Source organism: Pseudomonas sp. MB-090624 (assembly GCF_003205245.1).
Classification (GTDB): Bacteria; Pseudomonadota; Gammaproteobacteria; order Pseudomonadales; family Pseudomonadaceae; genus Aquipseudomonas; species Aquipseudomonas juntendi.
This window is the reverse complement of the sequence record NZ_QJRK01000075.1, coordinates 1-18,110: the sequence shown is the minus strand read 5'-3', so window position 1 is coordinate 18,110 and position 18,110 is coordinate 1. Positions and strand designations below refer to the sequence as shown.

The window sequence follows — 18,110 nt, the reverse complement described above, 5'->3', positions numbered from 1 at the left end:
ATAATTGGCCCGAAACAAACGTAGGAGCGAGCGCAGCTCGCGATGCGCCGCGCGGGCGGCGCTCGCTCTAACAGGCGCTGCATACCTTGTGGCAAACACCTGTCAGCCCTGATGCGATCCCCGTGGGGCTGGCCCGCGAAGAATCCCACGCGGTACTTGGCACCGGCTACGCCGGTGTTCGCGGGCACGCCCGCTCCCACAGGGTGGCACCTCGGGTCTGAGCTTTGCGCGGTCCTGTGGAAGCTGGCTTGCCGGCGATAGAGCCTTGAGCCTTCAGTTTTGCTTCTGTGGCTCGCGGATTTTGTACCAGGCCACGTACAAGGCCGGCAGGAACAGCAGCGTCAGCAGCGTTGCACTGATGATGCCGCCAATCATGGCGTAGGCCATCGGCCCCCAGAACACTTCACGTGCAATCGGGATCATGCCCAGGCTCGCTGCGGCTGCCGTCAGCAGGATCGGCCGGCGACGGTGGTTGGTGGCCTCCACCACCGCGTCCCAAGGGGCATAGCCCTGCGCCTCGAACTCATCGATCTGGGTAACCAGAATCACCGAGTTGCGGATGATGATACCGGCGAGCGCCAGGATGCCGAGAATCGCTACAAAGCCCATTGGCGTACCGGTAGGCACCAGCGCCAGCACCACGCCGATCAGCCCCAGTGGCGCCACGCTGATCACCAGGAACAGCTTCTGCACGCTGTGCAGCTGGATCATCAGGAACGTGGCCATGAGGAACAGCATCAGCGGGATGACCTTGGCGATCGGCCCTTGGGCCTTGCCACTCTCCTCCACGGTACCGCCCGTGGCCACTTCGTAGCCTACCGGCAGCTTGCTGGCGAACTCGTCGATTTTCGGCTTCAGTTGCGCCACCAGGTCGGTGGGTTGAATGTCGCCGTTGACCGAGGCCTTGATGGTGATGGTTGGCTTGCGGTCACGCCGCCACACCAGCGGCTGCTCCAGCTCGTAGCGCACGGTGGCGAACGACAGCAGCGGAATCGAGGTGCCGTTGGAGGTCAGGATCTGCAGGTTCTGCAGGGTATCGGGCGAACCACGCTCGCTGTCCTCGGCACGCGCGACCACGTCGATCAGGTAGATGCTGTCGTTGACCTGGGTGATCTGCACACCGCTGACGATGCTGTTCATCACGTTGGCCACATCTTCCGACGACAGCCCCAGCTGGCGCGCCTTGTCCTGGGCAATGTCCACGCGCAGTACTTTGCCAGGCTCGTTCCAGTCGTAGATCATCTCGCCTATGTTGCGGTTCTGGTTGAGCAAGGTCGCCAGGTCGATGGCGTGCTTGCGCACCTCGTCGATACTGGTGCCGCTGACCCGGTACTGGATCGGCCGCCCCACCGGTGGGCCCATTTCCAGCGATTGCACGTTGGTGCCGATGCCGACGAACTCTTCACGCAGGATTTTCTGCAAACGCTCGATCATGCCCTGGCGCTCTTCCAGGCCCTTGCTGACAATCACCAGCTGGGCGTAATACGGGTTTTGCAACTGCTGGTCGAGCGGCAGGTAGAACCGCACGGCGCCCTGGCCGATGTAGGTGCTCCAGTGCACCAGGTCCGGGTCGTCCTTGAGGCGCGCTTCGAAGCGGTCGACCACCTTGCGCGTCTCCTCGATCGAAGCGTTCTGCGGCAGGTTCAGGTCGACCAGGATCTCCGGGCGGTCCGACGCGGGGAAGAACTGGTTCTGCACGAAGCGCATGCTGAACAGCGCCAGAGCAAACAGCAGGATGGTACCGATGATGGTCAGCCAGCGATGGCGCATGCACCACAGCAGCCCACCCTCGAACGCCCTGGCCACGCGCCCAGGCTTGGCTTCGTGAGCCTTGACCTTGCTGCTGCTCAGAATGTGCACCCCCAGCACCGGGGCGAAGAACACCGCCACCACCCAGGACACCAGCAAGGCCACGGCGATTACCGCGAACAAGGTGAAGGTGTACTCGCCTGCGGAACTGGCGTTAAGGCCGATCGGCACAAAGCCGGCCACCGTGACCAGGGTACCGGTAAGCATCGGGAAGGCCGTGGAGGTGTAGGCGAACGTGGCCGCCTGCTCCTTGCTGTCGCCCATTTCCAGCCGGGTGACCATGACCTCCACGGTGATCATCGCATCGTCCACCAGCAAGCCCAGGGCAATGATCAGCGCGCCCAGCGAAATCCGCTGCATGGTGATACCGCTGTATTCCATGAACACGAACACCATCGCCAGCACCAAGGGTATCGAGCAGGCCACCACCAGCCCCGCGCGCATGCCAAGGCTGACAAAGCTTACCGCCAGCACGATCACCACCGCTTCGAACAGCGCGCTGGTGAAGCCGCCAACCGCCTTCTTGACGACCACGGCCTGGTCCGACACGGTGTGCACGCCAACGCCTATCGGCAGGTCCTGGATCACCTGGTCCATGCGGTTTTTCAGTGCGGCGCCGAACGCCTGCACGTTGCCGCCGGCCTTCATGCCAATGGCCAGGCCAATGGCGGTCTGGCCGTTGTAGCGGAACATCGGTGAAGGCGGGTCGACATAACCGCGCTCGATAGCGGCAATATCGGCCAGGCGGAAGAAGCGGTCATTGATCTTCAGGTTGACGGTTTGCAGGTCCTTTTCCGAGGCGAACTGCCCGGAGGTTCGCACCGAGATGCGCTCTGGCCCGGCCTCTATCACCCCCGCCGGGGTGACCGCGTTCTGCGCTTGCAGGGCCTGCATCACCTGGCGCTGGTCAATGCCCAGGGCGGCCAGCTTGCGGGTGGAGAAGTTCAGGTACAGCACTTCATCCTGGGTGCCGATGAACTCGATCTTGCCGATATTGGGTACATCACGCACTTCTGCCCGGGCCTGCTCCACATAGTCACGCAGCTGGCGAAGGGTAAGGCCGTCGGCGGTGAAGGCATAGATCGAACCGAACACATCGCCGAACTCGTCGTTGAACCCAGGCCCCTGGATGCCAGCAGGGAACTGGCCACGGATGTCCTGGATCTTCTTGCGCACCTGGTACCAGATTTGCGGGATATCCTCGGCCTTGGTGGTATCACGCAGGTACACGTAGACCGTGGATTCGCCCGGCCGGGTGTAGCTCTTGGTGTAGTCGAGCGAGTCGAGTTCTTCGAGCTTCTTTTCGATACGGTCGGTGACCTGGTACAGGGTCTCGTCCTGGGTCGCACCGGGCCAGCGGGTCTGGATGACCATGGTCTTGATGGTGAACGACGGGTCTTCTTCACGGCCTAGGTTGAAGTAGGAAAAAATCCCCATCAACAGGGCGACGAACATCAGGTACCAGACGAACGATTGATGCTTGAGTGCCCAGTCGGACAGGTTGAAGCTTCCTTTCATTGCGCATCCTCGTCGAAAGCGACCTTCTGGCCAGGCTTGAGGCTGTTCACGCCCGCAGTCACCACACGTTCACCAGGCTGCACGCCAGAGGCCACGACGATGCTGTCGGAATTACGGTCGATCAGGGTCACGTCACGGGTGCCGACCGTTTTCTGCCGGGTGTCGATGACCCACACCTGGGTCTTGCCGTCGCGTTCGAGCAAGGCACTCAAGGGCAGCTCGCTGCGCGGCGACACTTGCGAGGTCAGGGTCACACTGACCGCGGTGCCCAGGTGGAAGGCTGCCGGGGTGTTTGCCAAGGTCAGGCGCGCACGGCGGGTACGGGTCGTGGGGTCGGCCTGCGGCTCCAGCTCGCGCAGGGTAGCGGTGGTGTTGATGGTCGGGTCGAGTTGCGAGGCGACGGTGAAGGTCAGCCCTTTGTCCAGTTGCTCTGCCAGGCTGATCGGCAAGTCGATCACCGCCTCCTTCACATCAGGCCGGGCCAGGGTCACCACGGCCTGCCCGGCGGTGACCGTCTGCCCGGCCTCGGCCTGCCACGCCGTGATGACCGCTGCATGGTCGCTACGCAGGGTGCTGTAGCCGAGCTGGTCACGGGCCTGGCTGACAGAGGCGCGCGCCTGCTCCAGCGTCGCGCTGGTGGTTTTCAGGTTGGTCTGGGCGACATCCAGCTGCGCCTGGGCACCCACCCCACGGTCGTACAGCTGTTGCTGGCGACGGGCATCGGCCTGGGCATTGATCCATTGCGCCTGCACCCTGGCCAGGTCGCCTTCGGCGGCACGCAGTTGGTTCTGCTGGTCGGTGGGGTCGAGGGTGGCCAAGGTATCGCCCGGTTTGACCTGGGCTCCCACGTCCAGCCAACGCCGGGCAATGCGCCCGGCTACGCGGAAGCCCAAGGTGCTCTCGAAGCGTGCCTCGATATTGCCAGCGAAGCGGCCCAGTTGCGTCTGCACCTGCGGCTCGACCTTCACCGACAGCACCGGCCGGATCGGCTCTGGGGCTTGCTCGTCACCCTCGCAGGCAGCCAGCAGCATGCCGGCTGACAGTATCAGCAGCAGCCGTGTCATAGCTCACCCCCTGGGCGTTTGGCATCCACCTTCTCCACCTGCATGCCGGGGTGCAACAGCTGGCTGCCGTTGACCACCACGGTTTCGCCCGCCTGCAAGCCGCTGGCGATGACCACCTTGCCAGTCAGGTAGCGGCCGACTTCGACCTTGCGCAGTTCGACCTTGTCACCCTCACCCACTACCCACACGGCAGGTGCGTGCAGGGCCTTGGTCAAGGCCGACCACGGCAGTTCGATGCTCGGCCGCCCCACGGTAGTGGTGCTGGCCGTCACCGGCGCGCCCAGCTGCATTTCGGCGGGTACATCCTTCAGGGCCACCTTGACCTGTACCGTGCCGCTTTGCGCCGACACGGTGGGCGTGATTTCGCGGATCACACCGCGCGCCTGGACCTTGGGGTCGTCCAACAGGCGGACGAGTATTTCGGCGTTGCCGGGCGGTGCCACCAGCAAGGATTCGTACACATTGAACACGGCATCGCGGTCGCCATCGACGGCCAGGCTGAAGATCGGCATGGTCGCCTGCACCACCTGGCCTACTTCGGCCTGCCGCGCGGTGATCACCCCGGCGGCCTCGGAGACCAGCGCGGTGTAGCCGAGTTGTTCATTGGCACTGGCCAGTTGAGCCTGGGCCGCCTTGAGCGCGCTCTGGTTGCTGCGCAGCGCCGCTTCGGCGGCATCGTATTCGCTTTTGCTGGTGTAGCCCTTGGGCAGCAGTTTTTGCTGGCGCACGAAGGCCGCACGGGTCTGGGTGACCCGCGCCTGCGCGGCAAACACCTCGGCCTTGGCCGAATTCACGTTGTTCTGCAGGTCTTTCGGGTCCAGGCGTGCGAGCACCTGGTTGGCCTTGACGTGGTCACCCACATCGACGCTGCGCGAAATGATCTTGCCCCCCACACGGAACGACAGGTCCGTCTGCACCCGCGCCTGTACATCGCCGGTCAGGGTGACCCTGGCGGCGAAATCGGTGGGTTGAACCTGCTGCACGCCCACCCGCGGCAATGTTTCAGGCACCTCTTCCTTGCTACACCCGGCGAGCATGCACAGCAGCCCCAGGCAAACGACCGACAGCGGACGTATCAACGTCATGCAGGCTCCTTGCTTGCGCACAAATGGTTTGTGGGATGCGACTGTCAGCGTAGTTCAGGGTTCGATAAACATCACTGACGGGGGTCAGTTCGGCAGTTTCGGCGCTTGCGCCGGCCTCTTCGCGGGCACGCCCGCTCCCACAGGAAAAGCGCAAGTCTCAGGGCCTGCGCTTTTCCTGTGGGAGCGGGCAAGCCCGCAAAAGGGCCGGCACAGCCAAGCACATGCTTCAGTCATATCCGGAAACCACCAACCACCCGGCCACCCCGCTTCAGCCACTACTTTCAAAGGGAGGTTCAATTTCAAGGAAGATCACAATGCCGTTAGCCGAATCCCATCTGCTGCGCCGTGGGCGCTTTTCCGAGCCAGGCAGGCTCTACATGCTGACCACCATCACGCAACAGCGAAAGTCACTTTTCCTCGACTTTCACCATGCCCGGCTGGTGGTCAAACATCTGCGGATCTCAAATGATATTCAGGACTGCCGGTCATTGGCCTGGGTAGTGATGCCGGACCATCTGCATTGGTTGATCGAACTGAAGGAAGTGGCATTGGCGACACTGATGCGCAAGTTCAAATCACGCGCAGCCATTGCCTTGCGCAAGGCAGGTGTCAGGCACAAGCCGATATGGCAACCGGGGTATCACGACCATGCACTGCGGCGGGAAGAGAATGTGGTGCATGTGGCCCGGTACATCGTTGCCAATCCCTTGAGGGCAGGCTTGGTCCGGAGTGTCAGGGATTATCCACACTGGGATGCGGTATGGCTTTGAATCGGTGCTGGGGCCTTCGCGGGCACGCCCGCTCCCACAGGTACAGCGCAGGCCCTGAGACTTCGCTGTACCTGTGGGAGCGGGCGTGCCCGCGAAAGGGCCGGTACAGGTCAGACCTGAACTGAGGCCTTATTAAGGCCAAGCTCAATGTCATCAATGAGGGCTTTGGCAAAGCCACTGAGAATTCTTGCTGCACTACCTGCCAGCCGATCATTTTCCATCTCGGCTTCGGTTGTCAGGTGATTGATACAGCCGAGCATGACGGAGAGTTCGGAGAAAGCATGATTGAAGGGGATGTTGGCCTGTACGCGGAAAAGCTCCATGCAGGTTTCTTTACCCACGGTGCTGCTTTGTGACAGGTGATTAATGGTCATGGCGGATCTCCTATATCAAGGTATGGAGCTGCCACCTGCATCTTTCTCACGGATGGGGCGGCAACCGTACGCGAGGTGAGAAACCGCGGATATAGGAACGCAGCCAGACCTGGGTCTGCCCGCGCACGGCTGCCATGACGGAAGCACTATATCGTTGGGTTCTCACACCCAGTCGCCAGTACTGGCGACCCAACGACATTAGCCCTGGGGCATTTCCCCTACAACAGAGCAGCTTCCACTCGGCTCGTAGGATAATTCCCAAGCAGCGCCGATTGAAGCTTTGGGCTCAGGTTGATGAAAAGTCGTACGCCATCAGGGCCTCTTCGCGGGCTTGCCCGCTCCCACAGGTACAGCGCAGGCCCTGAGACTTGCGCTGTACCTGTGGGAGCGGGCGTGCCCGCGAAAGGGCCGGCACAGCCAAGCACATGCTTCAGTTATATCCGGAAACCACCAACCACCCGGCCACCCCGCTTCAGCCACTGCTTTCAAAGGGAGGTTCAACTTCAAGGAAGATCACAATGCCGTTAGCCGAATCCCATCTGCTGCGCCTTGGGCGCTTCTCCGAGCCAGGCAGGCTCTACATGCTGACCACCATCACGCAACAGCGAAAGACACTTTTCCTCGACTTTCACCATGCCCGGCTGGTGGTCAAACATCTGCGGATCTCAAATGATATTCAGGACTGCCGGTCATTGGCCTGGGTAGTGATGCCGGACCATCTGCATTGGTTGATCGAAGTGAAGGACGTGGCATTGGCGACACTGATGCGCGTCAGGCACAAGCCGATATGGCAACCGGGGTACCACGACCATGCACTGCGGCGGGAAGAGAATGTGGTGCATGTGGCCCGTTACATCGTCGCCAATCCCTTGAGGGCAGGCTTGGTCCGGAGTGTCAGGGATTATCCACACTGGGATGCGGTATGGCTTTGAATCGGTGCTGGGGCTTTCGCGGGCTTGCCCGCTCCCACAGGTACAGCGCAGTCTCAAAGCCTGCGCTGTACCTGTGGGAGCGGGCAAGCCCGCGAAAGGGCCGGATCAGGCCGAAGCCGCCACTTGCGTCGGGCGCTTGACCTGCGGCTGTGAAGCGTTCGCTGCTGCACCCTCTTCGATCGCCTGCTGAATCGCCCGGCGGCGGTTCTCTTCGGCACGGCGGCTGAAGAACCAGACAAAGAAGGTCACCAGCGACACCGACAGCAGAATCAGGCTGGCCACGGCGTTGATCTCGGGCTTCACACCCAGGCGCACCGCCGAGAACACTTCCATCGGCAAGGTGGTCGAACCAGGCCCGGAAACGAAGCTGGCCAATACCAGGTCGTCCAGCGACAGCGCGAACGACATCATGCCCCCCGCCGCCAGCGATGGCGCGATCATCGGGATGGTGATCAGGAAGAACACCTTCCACGGCTTGGCACCCAGGTCCATCGCCGCTTCCTCGATCGACAAGTCCAGCTCACGCAGGCGCGCCGACACCACCACCGCCACATACGCGGCGCAGAACGTGGTATGGGCGATCCAGATGGTGACGATGCCACGCTCCTGCGGCCAGCCGATCATTTGCGCCATGGCCACGAACAGCAGCAACAGCGACAGGCCGGTGATCACCTCGGGCATCACCAACGGTGCGGTGACCAGGCCGCCGAACAGCGTGCGGCCCTTGAAGCGGGTGACGCGGGTCAGCACGAACGCGGCCAGGGTACCCAGCGCCACCGCTGCCACCGCCGTGTAGCAGGCAATTTCCAGCGAGCGCATCACCGAACCCATCAGTTGGGTGTTGTCGAGCAGGCCGACATACCACTTCACCGACCAGCCGCCCCACACCGTCACCAGCTTGGAGGCGTTGAACGAGTAGATCACCAGGATCAGCATCGGCAGGTAGATGAACAGCAAGCCCAGCACCAGCATCAGCTTGGAGAAACTGAAGCGTTTCATGCGCGGCCCTCCATCTCTTTGGCCTGGCTACGGTTGAACAGCAGGATGGGCACGATCAGGATCGCCAGCATCACTACCGCCAGGGCAGAGGCCACCGGCCAGTCACGGTTGTTGAAGAACTCTTGCCACAGCACCTTGCCGATCATCAGGGTTTCCGGGCCGCCGAGCAGCTCGGGGATGACGAACTCGCCCACCACCGGGATGAACACCAGCATGCAGCCGGCGATGATGCCGTTCTTCGACAGCGGCACGGTGATCTTCCAGAAGCTGTTGAAGGTACTCGAACCCAGGTCCGAAGCGGCCTCCAGCAGCGACGGGTCGTGCTTTACCAGGTTGGCGAACAGCGGCAGGATCATGAACGGCAGGTACGAATAGACCACGCCGATGTACACCGCCAGGTTGGTGTTGAGGATCTGCAACGGCTGGTCGATCAGCCCCGTCCACATCAGGAAGCCATTGAGCAGCCCGTTGTTGCTGAGAATGCCCATCCAGGCGTAGACGCGGATCAGGATCGCCGTCCAGGTCGGCATCATGATCAGCAACAGCAGGACCGTCTGCGTTTCCTTCTTGGCGTTGGCAATGGCGTAGGCCATCGGGTAGCCGATCAGCAGGCACAGCAGGGTGCTGAAGAACGCCATTTTCAGCGAACCCAGGTAAGCGGAAATATACAGCTCATCCTCGGTCAGCAAGCCGTAGTTGGCCAGGTTCAGGACCAGCTGGATCTTGTCTTCGACGTAGGTGTAGATCTCGGTGTAGGGCGGGATCGCCACGTCGGCTTCGGCGAAGCTGATCTTCAGCACGATGAAGAACGGCAGCATGAAGAACAGGAACAGCCAGATGAACGGCACGCCGATCACCAGGTGCCGCCCCTGCGGGGTTATGCGCTGGAAGGCTCGCTTGAGCTTGCGCAGTTTCATGACCGCAGTACCACGCCGCTGTCGTCTTCCCACCACACATACACTTCATCGCCCCAGGTCGGCCGCGCGCCTTGGCGCTCGGCGTTGGCGACGAACGACTGGACCACCTTGCCGCTGGGCAGCTCGACGTAGAACACCGAGTGGCCACCCAGGTAGGCGATATCGTGCACCTTGCCACGCGACCAGTTGTGCTCGAACTCCGGCTGCTTGGTGGTCACCAGCAGTTTCTCCGGGCGCAGGGCATAGGTGATGTGCTTGTCTTCCACCGAGGTGGTGATGCCGTGGCCAACGTAGATCTTGCGCTCCAGTTCCGGGCTGGCAATGATCGCGTAGCCCTCGGCGTCATCGACCACATCGCCTTCGAACAGGTTGACGTTGCCGATGAACTCGCACACCAGGCGGCTGGTAGGCGTTTCGTAGATATCGACCGGCGAACCGATCTGGGCAATCCAGCCCAGGTGCATGATGGCGATGCGCTGGGCCATGGTCATGGCCTCTTCCTGGTCGTGGGTCACCATCACGCAGGTCACCCCCACGCGCTCGATGATCTCGACCAGTTCCAGCTGCATCTGCGAGCGCAGTTTCTTGTCCAGCGCACCCATAGGCTCGTCAAGCAGCAGCAGCTTCGGGCGCTTGGCCAGCGAGCGGGCCAGGGCCACGCGCTGGCGCTGGCCGCCAGACAGCTGGTGCGGCTTGCGCTTGGCGTACTGGGTCATGTGCACCAGCTTGAGCATCTCGGCCACGCGGGCGTCGATCTCGGCCTTGGGCATTTTGTCCTGCTGCAGGCCGAAGGCGATGTTCTGCGCCACGCTCATGTGCGGGAACAAGGCGTACGACTGGAACATCATGTTGATCGGCCGCTCGTACGGCGGCATGTCGGTGATGTCGACGCCATCGAGGTAGATCCGCCCTTCGGTCGGGCGTTCGAAGCCTGCCAGCATGCGCAGCAAGGTGGACTTGCCGGAACCGGAGCCACCGAGCAGGGCGAAGATCTCGCCCTTGCGGATTTCCAGGGACACATCGTCCACGGCTACGGTTTCGTCGAATTTTTTAGTGACCCGGTCGATCTTGACCAGCACCTGCTTGGGTTGCTGGCCACCCTCGAGGGCTTTTTTATAGGCACCGGAGGCAACTGCCATGAGTGAAACTCCCAACAAGATTTTTGTGCCCGCGCGGCCTGCCTGGCAGGCGCCGGCGCGGGTCTGGATTGTTACTTGCCCGACTTGACCTTGGTCCAGCTGCGGGTCATCAGCCGTTGCACCTTGGGTGGCAACTCTGAATTGACGAACATCTTGTCCAGCACTTCCTGCGGTGGGTAAACCGCGGCGTCAGTCCTCACGGCCTGGTCCATCAGGTCGCCAGCCTTGGGGTTCGGGTTGGCGTAACCGACGTAATCACTGACCTGGGCGATAACCTCAGGTTTCAGCAAATAGTTGATGAAGGCATGCGCCTCTTTGACGTTCCTGGCGTCCTTGGGAATCGCCAGTACATCGAACCAGAGGTTGCCGCCTTCCTTGGGAATGGCGTAAGCCAGGTTCACGCCCTTCTTCGCTTCTTCAGCGCGGGCCTTGGCCTGGAAAACATCACCCGAGAAGCCCGCCGCGACGCAGATGTCGCCATTGGCCAGGTCGGTGATGTATTTGGACGAATGGAAGTAGGTCACATAAGGACGCACGGCCAGCAGCTTCTGCTCGGCCTTGGCGTAATCCTTGGGGTTGGTACTGTTGGGGTTCAGGCCCATGTAGTTGAGCACCGCCGGGAGCATTTCGTCCGCCGAGTCGAGGAAGGCTACCCCGCACTTGGACAGCTTCTTCATGTTCTCGGGCTCGAACAGCACGGCCCACGAGTCGATGGTGTCCACGCCCAGGGCGGCTTTCACCTTGTCGACGTTGTAGCCGATGCCGTTGGTGCCCCACAGGTAGGGCACCGCGTACTGGTTGCCCGGGTCGTTCTTTTCCAGGCGCTTCATCAGCGCCGGGTCGAGGTTCGAATAGTTGGGCAGCAGGCTCTTGTCGAGCTTCTGGAACGCGCCCGCCTTGATCTGCTTGCCGAGGAAATGGTTGGACGGCACAACCACGTCGTAGCCGGTATTACCGGCCAGCAGCTTGCCTTCCAGGGTTTCGTTGGAGTCGAACACATCCTGCACGGGCTTGATGCCCGTGGCTTTCTCGAAGTCCGCGAGTGTGGTCGGGCCGATGTAGTCGGACCAGTTATAGAAGTGCACCGTTGGCGCCGCTTGGACGCTGCATGCCAGCGTCAGGCCCGCGCCGGCCAGCAAGGCCTTGCGGAATACAGAAATAGACAAGTGGGTGGTCCTCACAATCAGTGCCTGGGTAGCGACAATGCTGCCGCACACGCAAAACCGGCGCGCAACTTACCTTCGCAGCTTCGATGCCGCAATGAACAATTGCCTTTCAAAGCCTCTGGGCCGGCATTTACCGGCCCGGAGGTACTGTCACCGGGCTTATTTGCCCGATTTGATCTTGGTCCAGCTGCGGGTGATCACACGCTGTACCGAAGCATCAGGCGCGGCGATCGCGTACAGCTTTTTCTTCACGTCGGCAGGCGGGTAGATGCTCGGGTCGCTGGTGATGTCTTTGTCGACCAACGGGGTCGCGGCCTGGTTACCGTTCGGGAAGCGCACGGCGTTGGTGATTTCAGCCATGATTTCCGGCTGCATCAGGAAGTTCATGAACTGGTAGGCAGCGTCTTTATGCTCGGCATCCTTGGGGATGGCGACCATGTCGTAGAAAGTACCGGCGCCTTCTTTCGGAATCACGTAGTCCACTTTGACCTTGTCGCCGGCTTCATGGGCACGGGCCTTGGACTGCTCCAGGTCACCCGAGTAGCCAACGGCCACGCAGATGTTGCCGTTGGCCATGTCGCCAATGTACTTGGACGAGTGGAAGTAGGTGATCGAAGGGCGGATCTTGAGGAACAGGTCCTCGGCAGCCTTCAGGTCTTCTTTCTTGGTGCTGTCGGTCGGCAGGCCCAGGTAGTGCAGCGCGGCCGGCAGCATTTCGGTCGGCGCGTCGAGGAAGCTTACGCCGCAGCTTTTGAGCTTGGCGATGTTCTCTGGCTTGAACACCACGTCCCACGAGTCGATTTTGTCCACACCCAGCGCGGCCTTGACCTTCTCCGGGTTGTAGCCGATGCCGATCGAGCCCCACATGTACGGGAAGGCGTGCTTGTTGCCCTTGTCACTGGCATCGCCCACGGCCTTGAGCAGGTCGGGGTCGAGGTTTTTCCAGTTCGGTAGTTTGGAGCGGTCCAGCTCTTCGTACACGCCGGCCTTGATCTGCTTGGCCAGGAAGTTGTTGGACGGCACCACGATGTCGTAGCCCGACTTGCCAGCCAGCAACTTGGCCTCTAGGGTTTCGTTGCTGTCGAAGACGTCGTACTTGACCTTGATGCCTGTCTGTTTCTCGAACTTGGCGATGGTGTCCGGAGCGATGTAGTCCGACCAGTTGTAGACGTTCAACACCTTGTCTTCAGCCTGAACAGCGGAGGCCATGGCGCCCATCAGGGCGGCGGCCAGCAACGTCTTGCCCATTTTCTTCATGCGTAATGCTCCAGAATTTTTGTTTAGCCTTCCGTTCAGCTGCCAGAACCCACGGTGCAGAGCGTGCGGCGACTGAAACAGTCGCTAGTCTGGCAAGTTACCGGGCCCTGTATCAAGGAAAGCAGGGCCTGGTAACGACTTAATGTCACTTCGCTAGCCTAGCAAACGCTCACCGAATCGCTTCGAGTGTCAGGTCCAGGCATTTGCGCGCCTTTTCTACCAGCTCATCAATCTCTGCATGGCTGATCACCAGCGGCGGCGCGATGATCATGGTGTCACCCACGGCGCGCATGATCAGGCCGTTTTCGAAACAGAAGTTGCGGCAGATCATGCCCACACCCTTGCCTTCGTAACGGCTGCGGGTGGCCTTGTCCTTGACCAGCTCGATCGCGCCGAGCAGGCCCAGGCCGCGCACCTCGCCCACCAGCGGGTGGTCCTGCAGCTCACGCAAACGCTTTTGCAAATACGGTGCCGCTTCCGTGCGCGCCTTCTCGACGATGTGCTCGTCGCGCAGGATGCGCAGGTTTTCCAGGCCTACGGCGGCGGCCACCGGGTGGCCCGAATAGGTGAAACCGTGGTTGAACTCACCCCCTTCGCTGATGACCTTGGCCACGGTGTCCCGCACGATCACCCCGCCCATGGGGATGTACCCGGAGGTCAGGCCCTTGGCGATGGTCATCAGGTCGGGCTGCAGCCCGTAGTAGTCGGAACCGAACCACTCGCCGGTCCGGCCGAAACCGCAGATCACTTCGTCGGCGACGAACAGGATGTCGTAACGGGCCAGAATCTCCTTCACCTTCGGCCAGTAGGTCTCAGGCGGGATGATCACGCCGCCGGCCCCCTGGATGGGCTCGGCGATGAACGCGGCAACGTTGTCCTCGCCGACCTCCAGAATTTTCTGCTCCAGCTGTTCGGCAGCCCACACCCCGAATTCGTCCGCCGTCATGTCGCCGCCTTCGCCGAACCAGTACGGCTGCGGGATGTGCACGATGCCCGGAATCGGCAGGCCACCCTGCTCGTGCATGCCGCTCATGCCACCCAGGCTCGCGCCGGCGACGGTCGAACCGTGGTAACCGTTGATGCGGCTGATGATGGTCTGCTTCTGCGGCTTGCCCTGCAGCGCCCAGTAATGGCGGACCATACGCAGCACTGTGTCGTTGCCTTCGGAGCCGGAGCCGGTGAAGAACACATGGGTCATGCCTTGCGGCGCCACCTCGGTGATCGCCTTGGCCAGCTCCAGCGCCGGCGGGTGGGCGGTCTGGAAGAACAGGTTGTAGTACGGCAGTTCACGCATCTGCTTCTCTGCCGCCTGCACCAGCTCTTCGCGGCCATAGCCCACGGCCACGCACCACAGGCCGGCCATGCCATCGAGAATCTTGTGCCCCTCGCTGTCCCACAAATGCACACCCTGGGCCTTGGTGATGATGCGTGGCCCCTTCTCTTTCAGCTGCTTGTAGTCACTGAAAGGTGCCAGGTGATGCTCCCCGCTCAGGGCTTGCCATTCACGGGTTTGCGGGTTGTTGACGCTCATGGGCTTCTCCGTAGTTCGGCCGCCGCGCACCTGCGGCGCCAGGGTTGATCAGACAGCAAACAGCAGGAACTCACGCTCCCAGGAGCTGATTACACGTTTGAAGTTCTCGTGCTCGGCGCGCTTGGTGGCGACATAGCCGGTAATGAATTTCTTGCCCAAGTACTGCACCAGCGCACGGCTGTTCTCCATGCGCTCCAGGGCATCTTCGATGGTCAGCGGCAGGCGCAGGTTGCGCCGTTCGTAACCACGGCCCTGCACCGGCGCACTGGCTTCGATACCTTCGACCATGCCGATGTAGCCACACAGCAGGCTGGCGGCGATGGCCAGATAGGGGTTGGCGTCAGCGCCCGGCAGGCGGTTCTCGACCCGGCGGCTCTGCGGGCCGGCATCCGGTACACGCAAACCGACGGTGCGGTTTTCTTCGCCCCATTCCACGTTGACCGGCGCCGATGTGTCGGGCAGGAAGCGGCGGAAGGAATTGACGTTGGGGGCGAACAGCGGCAGCGCCTCGGGGATGAACTTCTGCAAGCCGCCAATGTGGTGCAGGAACAGTTCGCTCATGCTGCCATCTGCATTGCTGAAGATGTTCTTGCCCGTGGCCACGTCGACCACGCTCTGGTGCAGGTGCATGGCACTGCCCGGCTCGCCGGTCATCGGCTTGGCCATGAAGGTGGCCGCCACGTTGTGCTTGAGCGCTGCTTCGCGCATGGTGCGCTTGAACACCAGGATCTGGTCGGCCAGGTGCAGGGCGTCGCCATGACGGAAGTTGATTTCCATCTGCGCCGTGCCGTCTTCGTGGATCAGCGTGTCGAGGTCCAGTTGCTGCAGCTCGCACCAGTCGTACACGTCTTCGAACAACGGGTCGAATTCGTTCGCCGCTTCGATCGAGAACGACTGTCGGCCGGTTTCCGGGCGACCGGAACGGCCTACCGGCGGCTGCAGCGGGAAGTCCGGGTCTTCACTGCGCTTGGTGAGGTAAAACTCCATTTCCGGCGCGACGATCGGCTGCCAGCCTTTGTCGGCGTAGAGCTTGAGCACTTTTTTCAGCACGTTGCGCGGCGACAGTTCGACCGGGTTGCCCTTCTTGTCGTAGGTGTCGTGGATCACCTGCGCGGTGGGCTCGATGGCCCACGGCACGAGGAACACGGCGTTCTCGTCAGGGCGGCAGATCATGTCGATATCCGCCGGGTCGAGCAATTCGTAATAGATGTCGTCGTCGACGTAGTCGCCGGTCACGGTCTGCAGCAGCACGCTCTCGGGCAGGCGCATGCCCTTTTCGGCAATGAATTTGTTGGTAGGCGAAATCTTGCCGCGCGTGATGCCGGTCAGGTCACTGATCATGCATTCGACTTCGGTGATCTTGTGCTCTTTCAACCAATCGGTGAGCTGGTCGAGGTTGTTACTCATAAATACCTCAGGAGGTAAGGTGGTCCGCGACTTGATTCTGGATGGAGAAGATTGCTAAAGCAAAAACCCCCGCGCAGAGCCACAGTGGATACACTGAAATCAGCTGTATCCGAAATGAGTTCAAAAGGCAGGAAGATGAAACGAAGGGCGGCAAGCCGCTGCGAGGGCAGGTCCGGGAACGCCAAACGTCAATTATTGCGGCCAGGGCGGCAGCAACAGCGACGCAGTTTGCATGAACGGCGGAGGTACCCGATGGCACTGCGCACGCAGTGCTTTCAGGTCGCGGCAAGCGGACCATGTGACCCTCGTATTATTGTGTTCTGGGTTGAGACCGAGCTTAGCCTTGTTCATTTTTTTACACAACACCCGCGTAAAAAATAAAACACGGCACGCTTGAGATAGCTCTTTACCGGGGAAATAGCGGATAATGCCATGCCCCGATTTGCAGCAAATCTGCCGTAGATGGGCCATTTCAGGGCATCATGGGGTTGGCTTGACATCAGTATGGCTTTTCGGTTGACTGGTCTTGCAAGCCCCCCTTGATTGATATTTTTAACAACAAAGGTGTTGCATCATGTCGGTACCCCCGCGTGCCGTTCAGCTTAACGAAGCGAACGCGTTCCTTAAGGAACATCCTGAGGTTCTCTACGTTGACCTTCTGATTGCAGATATGAATGGTGTGGTGCGCGGCAAGCGCATAGAGCGCACCAGCCTCCACAAGGTTTACGAGAAAGGCATCAACTTGCCGGCCTCCCTCTTCGCCCTCGACATCAACGGTTCCACCGTCGAAAGCACTGGCCTGGGCCTGGATATCGGCGATGCCGACCGCATCTGCTATCCGATCCCAGACACACTCTGTAACGAACCGTGGCAAAAGCGCCCCACTGCCCAGCTGCTGATGACCATGCACGAGCTGGAAGGCGAGCCGTTCTTCGCCGACCCGCGCGAAGTGCTGCGCCAGGTGGTGAGCAAGTTCACCGACATGGGCCTGACCATCTGCGCCGCGTTCGAGCTGGAGTTCTACCTGATCGACCAGGAGAACGTGAACGGCCGCCCACAGCCACCGCGCTCGCCAATCTCGGGCAAACGCCCGCAGTCGACCCAGGTGTACCTGATCGACGACCTCGACGAATATGCCGACTGCCTGCAGGACATCCTCGAAGGCGCAAAGGAACAAGGCATCCCGGCCGACGCCATCGTCAAGGAAAGCGCCCCGGCGCAGTTCGAAGTCAACCTGCACCACGTGCCAGACCCGCTCAAGGCCTGCGACTACGCGGTACTGCTCAAGCGCTTGATCAAGAACATTGCGTACGACCATGAAATGGACACCACCTTCATGGCCAAGCCCTACCCGGGCCAGGCAGGCAACGGCCTGCATGTACACATTTCCGTGCTGGACAAAGATGGCAACAACATCTTCACCAGCGAGGATCCCGAGCAGAACGCCGCGCTACGTCACGCTGTCGGCGGTGTGCTCGAGACCCTGCCAGCGTCCATGGCGTTCCTCTGCCCGAACGTCAACTCCTACCGCCGTTTCGGTGCGCAGTTCTACGTACCGAACGCGCCAAGCTGGGGCCTGGACAACCGTACCGTGGCGTTGCGCGTACCGACCGGCTCGGCCGATGCTGTGCGCATCGAGCACCGCGTAGCCGGTGCCGACGCCAACCCGTACCTGATGATGGCTGCCGTGCTGGCGGGCGTGCACCATGGCCTGACCAACCAGATCGAGCCAGGTGCGCCGATCGAAGGCAACTCGTACGAGCAACTCGAGCAGAGCTTGCCGAACAACCTGCGCGATGCCCTGCGTGAGCTGGACGACAGCGAGATTCTGAACAAGTACATCGATCCGAAGTACATCGACATCTTCGTCGCGTGCAAGGAGAGCGAGCTGGAGGAGTTCGAACACTCGATCTCCGACCTCGAGTACAACTGGTACCTGCATACCGTGTAAACAAAACGCCGCCCCCAGGATGTTCTGTAACACGCTGAGATTGCCGGGGCCGCTTTGCGGCCCTATCGCCGGCAAGCCAGCTCCCACAGGGATCGCCTTAGGGCTGACAGGTGTTTGCCACAAGGTATGGCAGCGCCTGTTAGAGCGAGCGCCGCCCGCGCGGCGCAATCGCGAGCTGCGCTCGCTCCTAC

At 61.3% G+C, this 18,110-nt stretch carries 15 protein-coding genes; 4 read left to right on the top strand and 11 right to left on the bottom strand.

Annotated elements, in window-relative coordinates:
* Nucleotides 1-273 precede the first annotated feature (273 nt).
* Genes DMX12_RS27595 through DMX12_RS27585 form a run of 3 tightly spaced genes read right to left on the bottom strand, consistent with a single transcriptional unit; the run spans nt 274 to nt 5,476 of the window.
* A complete protein-coding gene (locus DMX12_RS27595; RefSeq protein ID WP_110679979.1) occupies nt 274-3,327 on the bottom strand; it encodes an efflux RND transporter permease subunit in 3,054 nt (1,017 codons plus the stop codon).
* Nucleotides 3,324-4,391 carry an efflux RND transporter periplasmic adaptor subunit gene (locus DMX12_RS27590; RefSeq protein WP_110679978.1) on the bottom strand — a complete coding sequence of 356 codons (1,068 nt, stop codon included), beginning with the start codon at nt 4,389-4,391 and terminating at the stop codon, nt 3,324-3,326. The genes DMX12_RS27595 and DMX12_RS27590 overlap by 4 nt, the downstream gene beginning before the upstream one ends.
* Nucleotides 4,388-5,476, bottom strand: coding sequence for an efflux RND transporter periplasmic adaptor subunit (locus DMX12_RS27585; RefSeq protein WP_110679977.1), 1,089 nt, complete (start codon nt 5,474-5,476; stop codon nt 4,388-4,390). Before DMX12_RS27585 ends, DMX12_RS27590 begins: the two co-directional genes overlap by 4 nt.
* A gap of 314 nt (nt 5,477-5,790) precedes the next feature.
* Between DMX12_RS27585 and DMX12_RS27575 the strand changes: the two genes are divergently transcribed.
* Complete coding sequence (locus tag DMX12_RS27575; protein ID WP_110679976.1) at nt 5,791-6,246, top strand: transposase; 456 nt, start codon at nt 5,791-5,793, stop codon at nt 6,244-6,246.
* 110 nt (nt 6,247-6,356) lie between these two features.
* Here DMX12_RS27575 and DMX12_RS27570 read toward each other — a convergent pair whose 3' ends face one another.
* A complete protein-coding gene (locus DMX12_RS27570) occupies nt 6,357-6,569 on the bottom strand; it encodes a DUF3077 domain-containing protein (protein WP_110679980.1) in 213 nt (70 codons plus the stop codon).
* A 569-nt stretch (nt 6,570-7,138) separates the two neighbouring features.
* On the opposite strand from DMX12_RS27570, the gene DMX12_RS27560 reads away from it, so the two are divergent.
* Nucleotides 7,139-7,552, top strand: coding sequence for a transposase (locus tag DMX12_RS27560; protein WP_110679974.1), 414 nt, complete (start codon nt 7,139-7,141; stop codon nt 7,550-7,552).
* A 105-nt stretch (nt 7,553-7,657) separates the two neighbouring features.
* Here the strand turns inward: DMX12_RS27560 and DMX12_RS27555 are convergent, their stop codons facing one another.
* The 7 genes from DMX12_RS27555 to DMX12_RS27525 form a co-directional block, all read right to left on the bottom strand.
* On the bottom strand, nt 7,658-8,551 hold the full coding sequence (locus DMX12_RS27555) for an ABC transporter permease subunit (protein WP_054905162.1): 894 nt from the start codon (nt 8,549-8,551) through the stop codon (nt 7,658-7,660).
* The gene (locus DMX12_RS27550; protein ID WP_110679973.1) at nt 8,548-9,468 is read right to left on the bottom strand and encodes an ABC transporter permease subunit; all 921 of its coding nucleotides are present in this window, start codon (nt 9,466-9,468) and stop codon (nt 8,548-8,550) included. Before DMX12_RS27550 ends, DMX12_RS27555 begins: the two co-directional genes overlap by 4 nt.
* Nucleotides 9,465-10,607 (bottom strand): polyamine ABC transporter ATP-binding protein, encoded by a 1,143-nt coding sequence (potA, locus tag DMX12_RS27545; RefSeq protein WP_009681715.1) that lies wholly within the window; start codon nt 10,605-10,607, stop codon nt 9,465-9,467. The genes DMX12_RS27550 and potA overlap by 4 nt, the downstream gene beginning before the upstream one ends.
* Before the next feature lie 71 nt (nt 10,608-10,678).
* Nucleotides 10,679-11,773 carry a polyamine ABC transporter substrate-binding protein gene (locus DMX12_RS27540; RefSeq protein ID WP_110679972.1) on the bottom strand — a complete coding sequence of 365 codons (1,095 nt, stop codon included), beginning with the start codon at nt 11,771-11,773 and terminating at the stop codon, nt 10,679-10,681.
* A gap of 159 nt (nt 11,774-11,932) precedes the next feature.
* A complete protein-coding gene (locus tag DMX12_RS27535) occupies nt 11,933-13,030 on the bottom strand; it encodes a polyamine ABC transporter substrate-binding protein (RefSeq protein ID WP_110679971.1) in 1,098 nt (365 codons plus the stop codon).
* 169 nt (nt 13,031-13,199) lie between these two features.
* Nucleotides 13,200-14,561: an aspartate aminotransferase family protein gene (locus DMX12_RS27530; protein WP_054905163.1), complete on the bottom strand. Its 1,362-nt coding sequence runs from the start codon at nt 14,559-14,561 to the stop codon at nt 13,200-13,202.
* Nucleotides 14,562-14,609: 48 nt separating this feature from the next.
* Nucleotides 14,610-15,968 carry a glutamine synthetase family protein gene (locus DMX12_RS27525; RefSeq protein ID WP_009681719.1) on the bottom strand — a complete coding sequence of 453 codons (1,359 nt, stop codon included), beginning with the start codon at nt 15,966-15,968 and terminating at the stop codon, nt 14,610-14,612.
* A gap of 41 nt (nt 15,969-16,009) precedes the next feature.
* Between DMX12_RS27525 and DMX12_RS27520 the strand changes: the two genes are divergently transcribed.
* On the top strand, nt 16,010-16,204 hold the full coding sequence (locus tag DMX12_RS27520; RefSeq protein WP_232108672.1) for a hypothetical protein: 195 nt from the start codon (nt 16,010-16,012) through the stop codon (nt 16,202-16,204).
* Between the two features lie 338 nt (nt 16,205-16,542).
* Nucleotides 16,543-17,919 carry a glutamine synthetase family protein gene (locus tag DMX12_RS27515; RefSeq protein WP_009681720.1) on the top strand — a complete coding sequence of 459 codons (1,377 nt, stop codon included), beginning with the start codon at nt 16,543-16,545 and terminating at the stop codon, nt 17,917-17,919.
* Nucleotides 17,920-18,110: the final 191 nt, after the last annotated feature.

Coding starts and splice junctions, on each gene's coding strand:
- DMX12_RS27555 (WP_054905162.1), bottom strand. CDS start 8,551: ATGAAACGCTTCAGTTTCTCCAAGCTGATGCTGGTGCTGGGCTTGCTG.
- DMX12_RS27535 (WP_110679971.1), bottom strand. CDS start 13,030: ATGAAGAAAATGGGCAAGACGTTGCTGGCCGCCGCCCTGATGGGCGCC.
- DMX12_RS27590 (WP_110679978.1), bottom strand. CDS start 4,391: ATGACACGGCTGCTGCTGATACTGTCAGCCGGCATGCTGCTGGCTGCC.
- DMX12_RS27595 (WP_110679979.1), bottom strand. CDS start 3,327: ATGAAAGGAAGCTTCAACCTGTCCGACTGGGCACTCAAGCATCAATCG.
- DMX12_RS27570 (WP_110679980.1), bottom strand. CDS start 6,569: ATGGAGCTTTTCCGCGTACAGGCCAACATCCCCTTCAATCATGCTTTC.
- DMX12_RS27560 (WP_110679974.1), top strand. CDS start 7,139: ATGCCGTTAGCCGAATCCCATCTGCTGCGCCTTGGGCGCTTCTCCGAG.
- DMX12_RS27515 (WP_009681720.1), top strand. CDS start 16,543: ATGTCGGTACCCCCGCGTGCCGTTCAGCTTAACGAAGCGAACGCGTTC.
- DMX12_RS27530 (WP_054905163.1), bottom strand. CDS start 14,561: ATGAGCGTCAACAACCCGCAAACCCGTGAATGGCAAGCCCTGAGCGGG.
- potA (WP_009681715.1), bottom strand. CDS start 10,607: ATGGCAGTTGCCTCCGGTGCCTATAAAAAAGCCCTCGAGGGTGGCCAG.
- DMX12_RS27525 (WP_009681719.1), bottom strand. CDS start 15,968: ATGAGTAACAACCTCGACCAGCTCACCGATTGGTTGAAAGAGCACAAG.
- DMX12_RS27585 (WP_110679977.1), bottom strand. CDS start 5,476: ATGACGTTGATACGTCCGCTGTCGGTCGTTTGCCTGGGGCTGCTGTGC.
- DMX12_RS27520 (WP_232108672.1), top strand. CDS start 16,010: ATGGAGAAGATTGCTAAAGCAAAAACCCCCGCGCAGAGCCACAGTGGA.
- DMX12_RS27575 (WP_110679976.1), top strand. CDS start 5,791: ATGCCGTTAGCCGAATCCCATCTGCTGCGCCGTGGGCGCTTTTCCGAG.
- DMX12_RS27550 (WP_110679973.1), bottom strand. CDS start 9,468: ATGAAACTGCGCAAGCTCAAGCGAGCCTTCCAGCGCATAACCCCGCAG.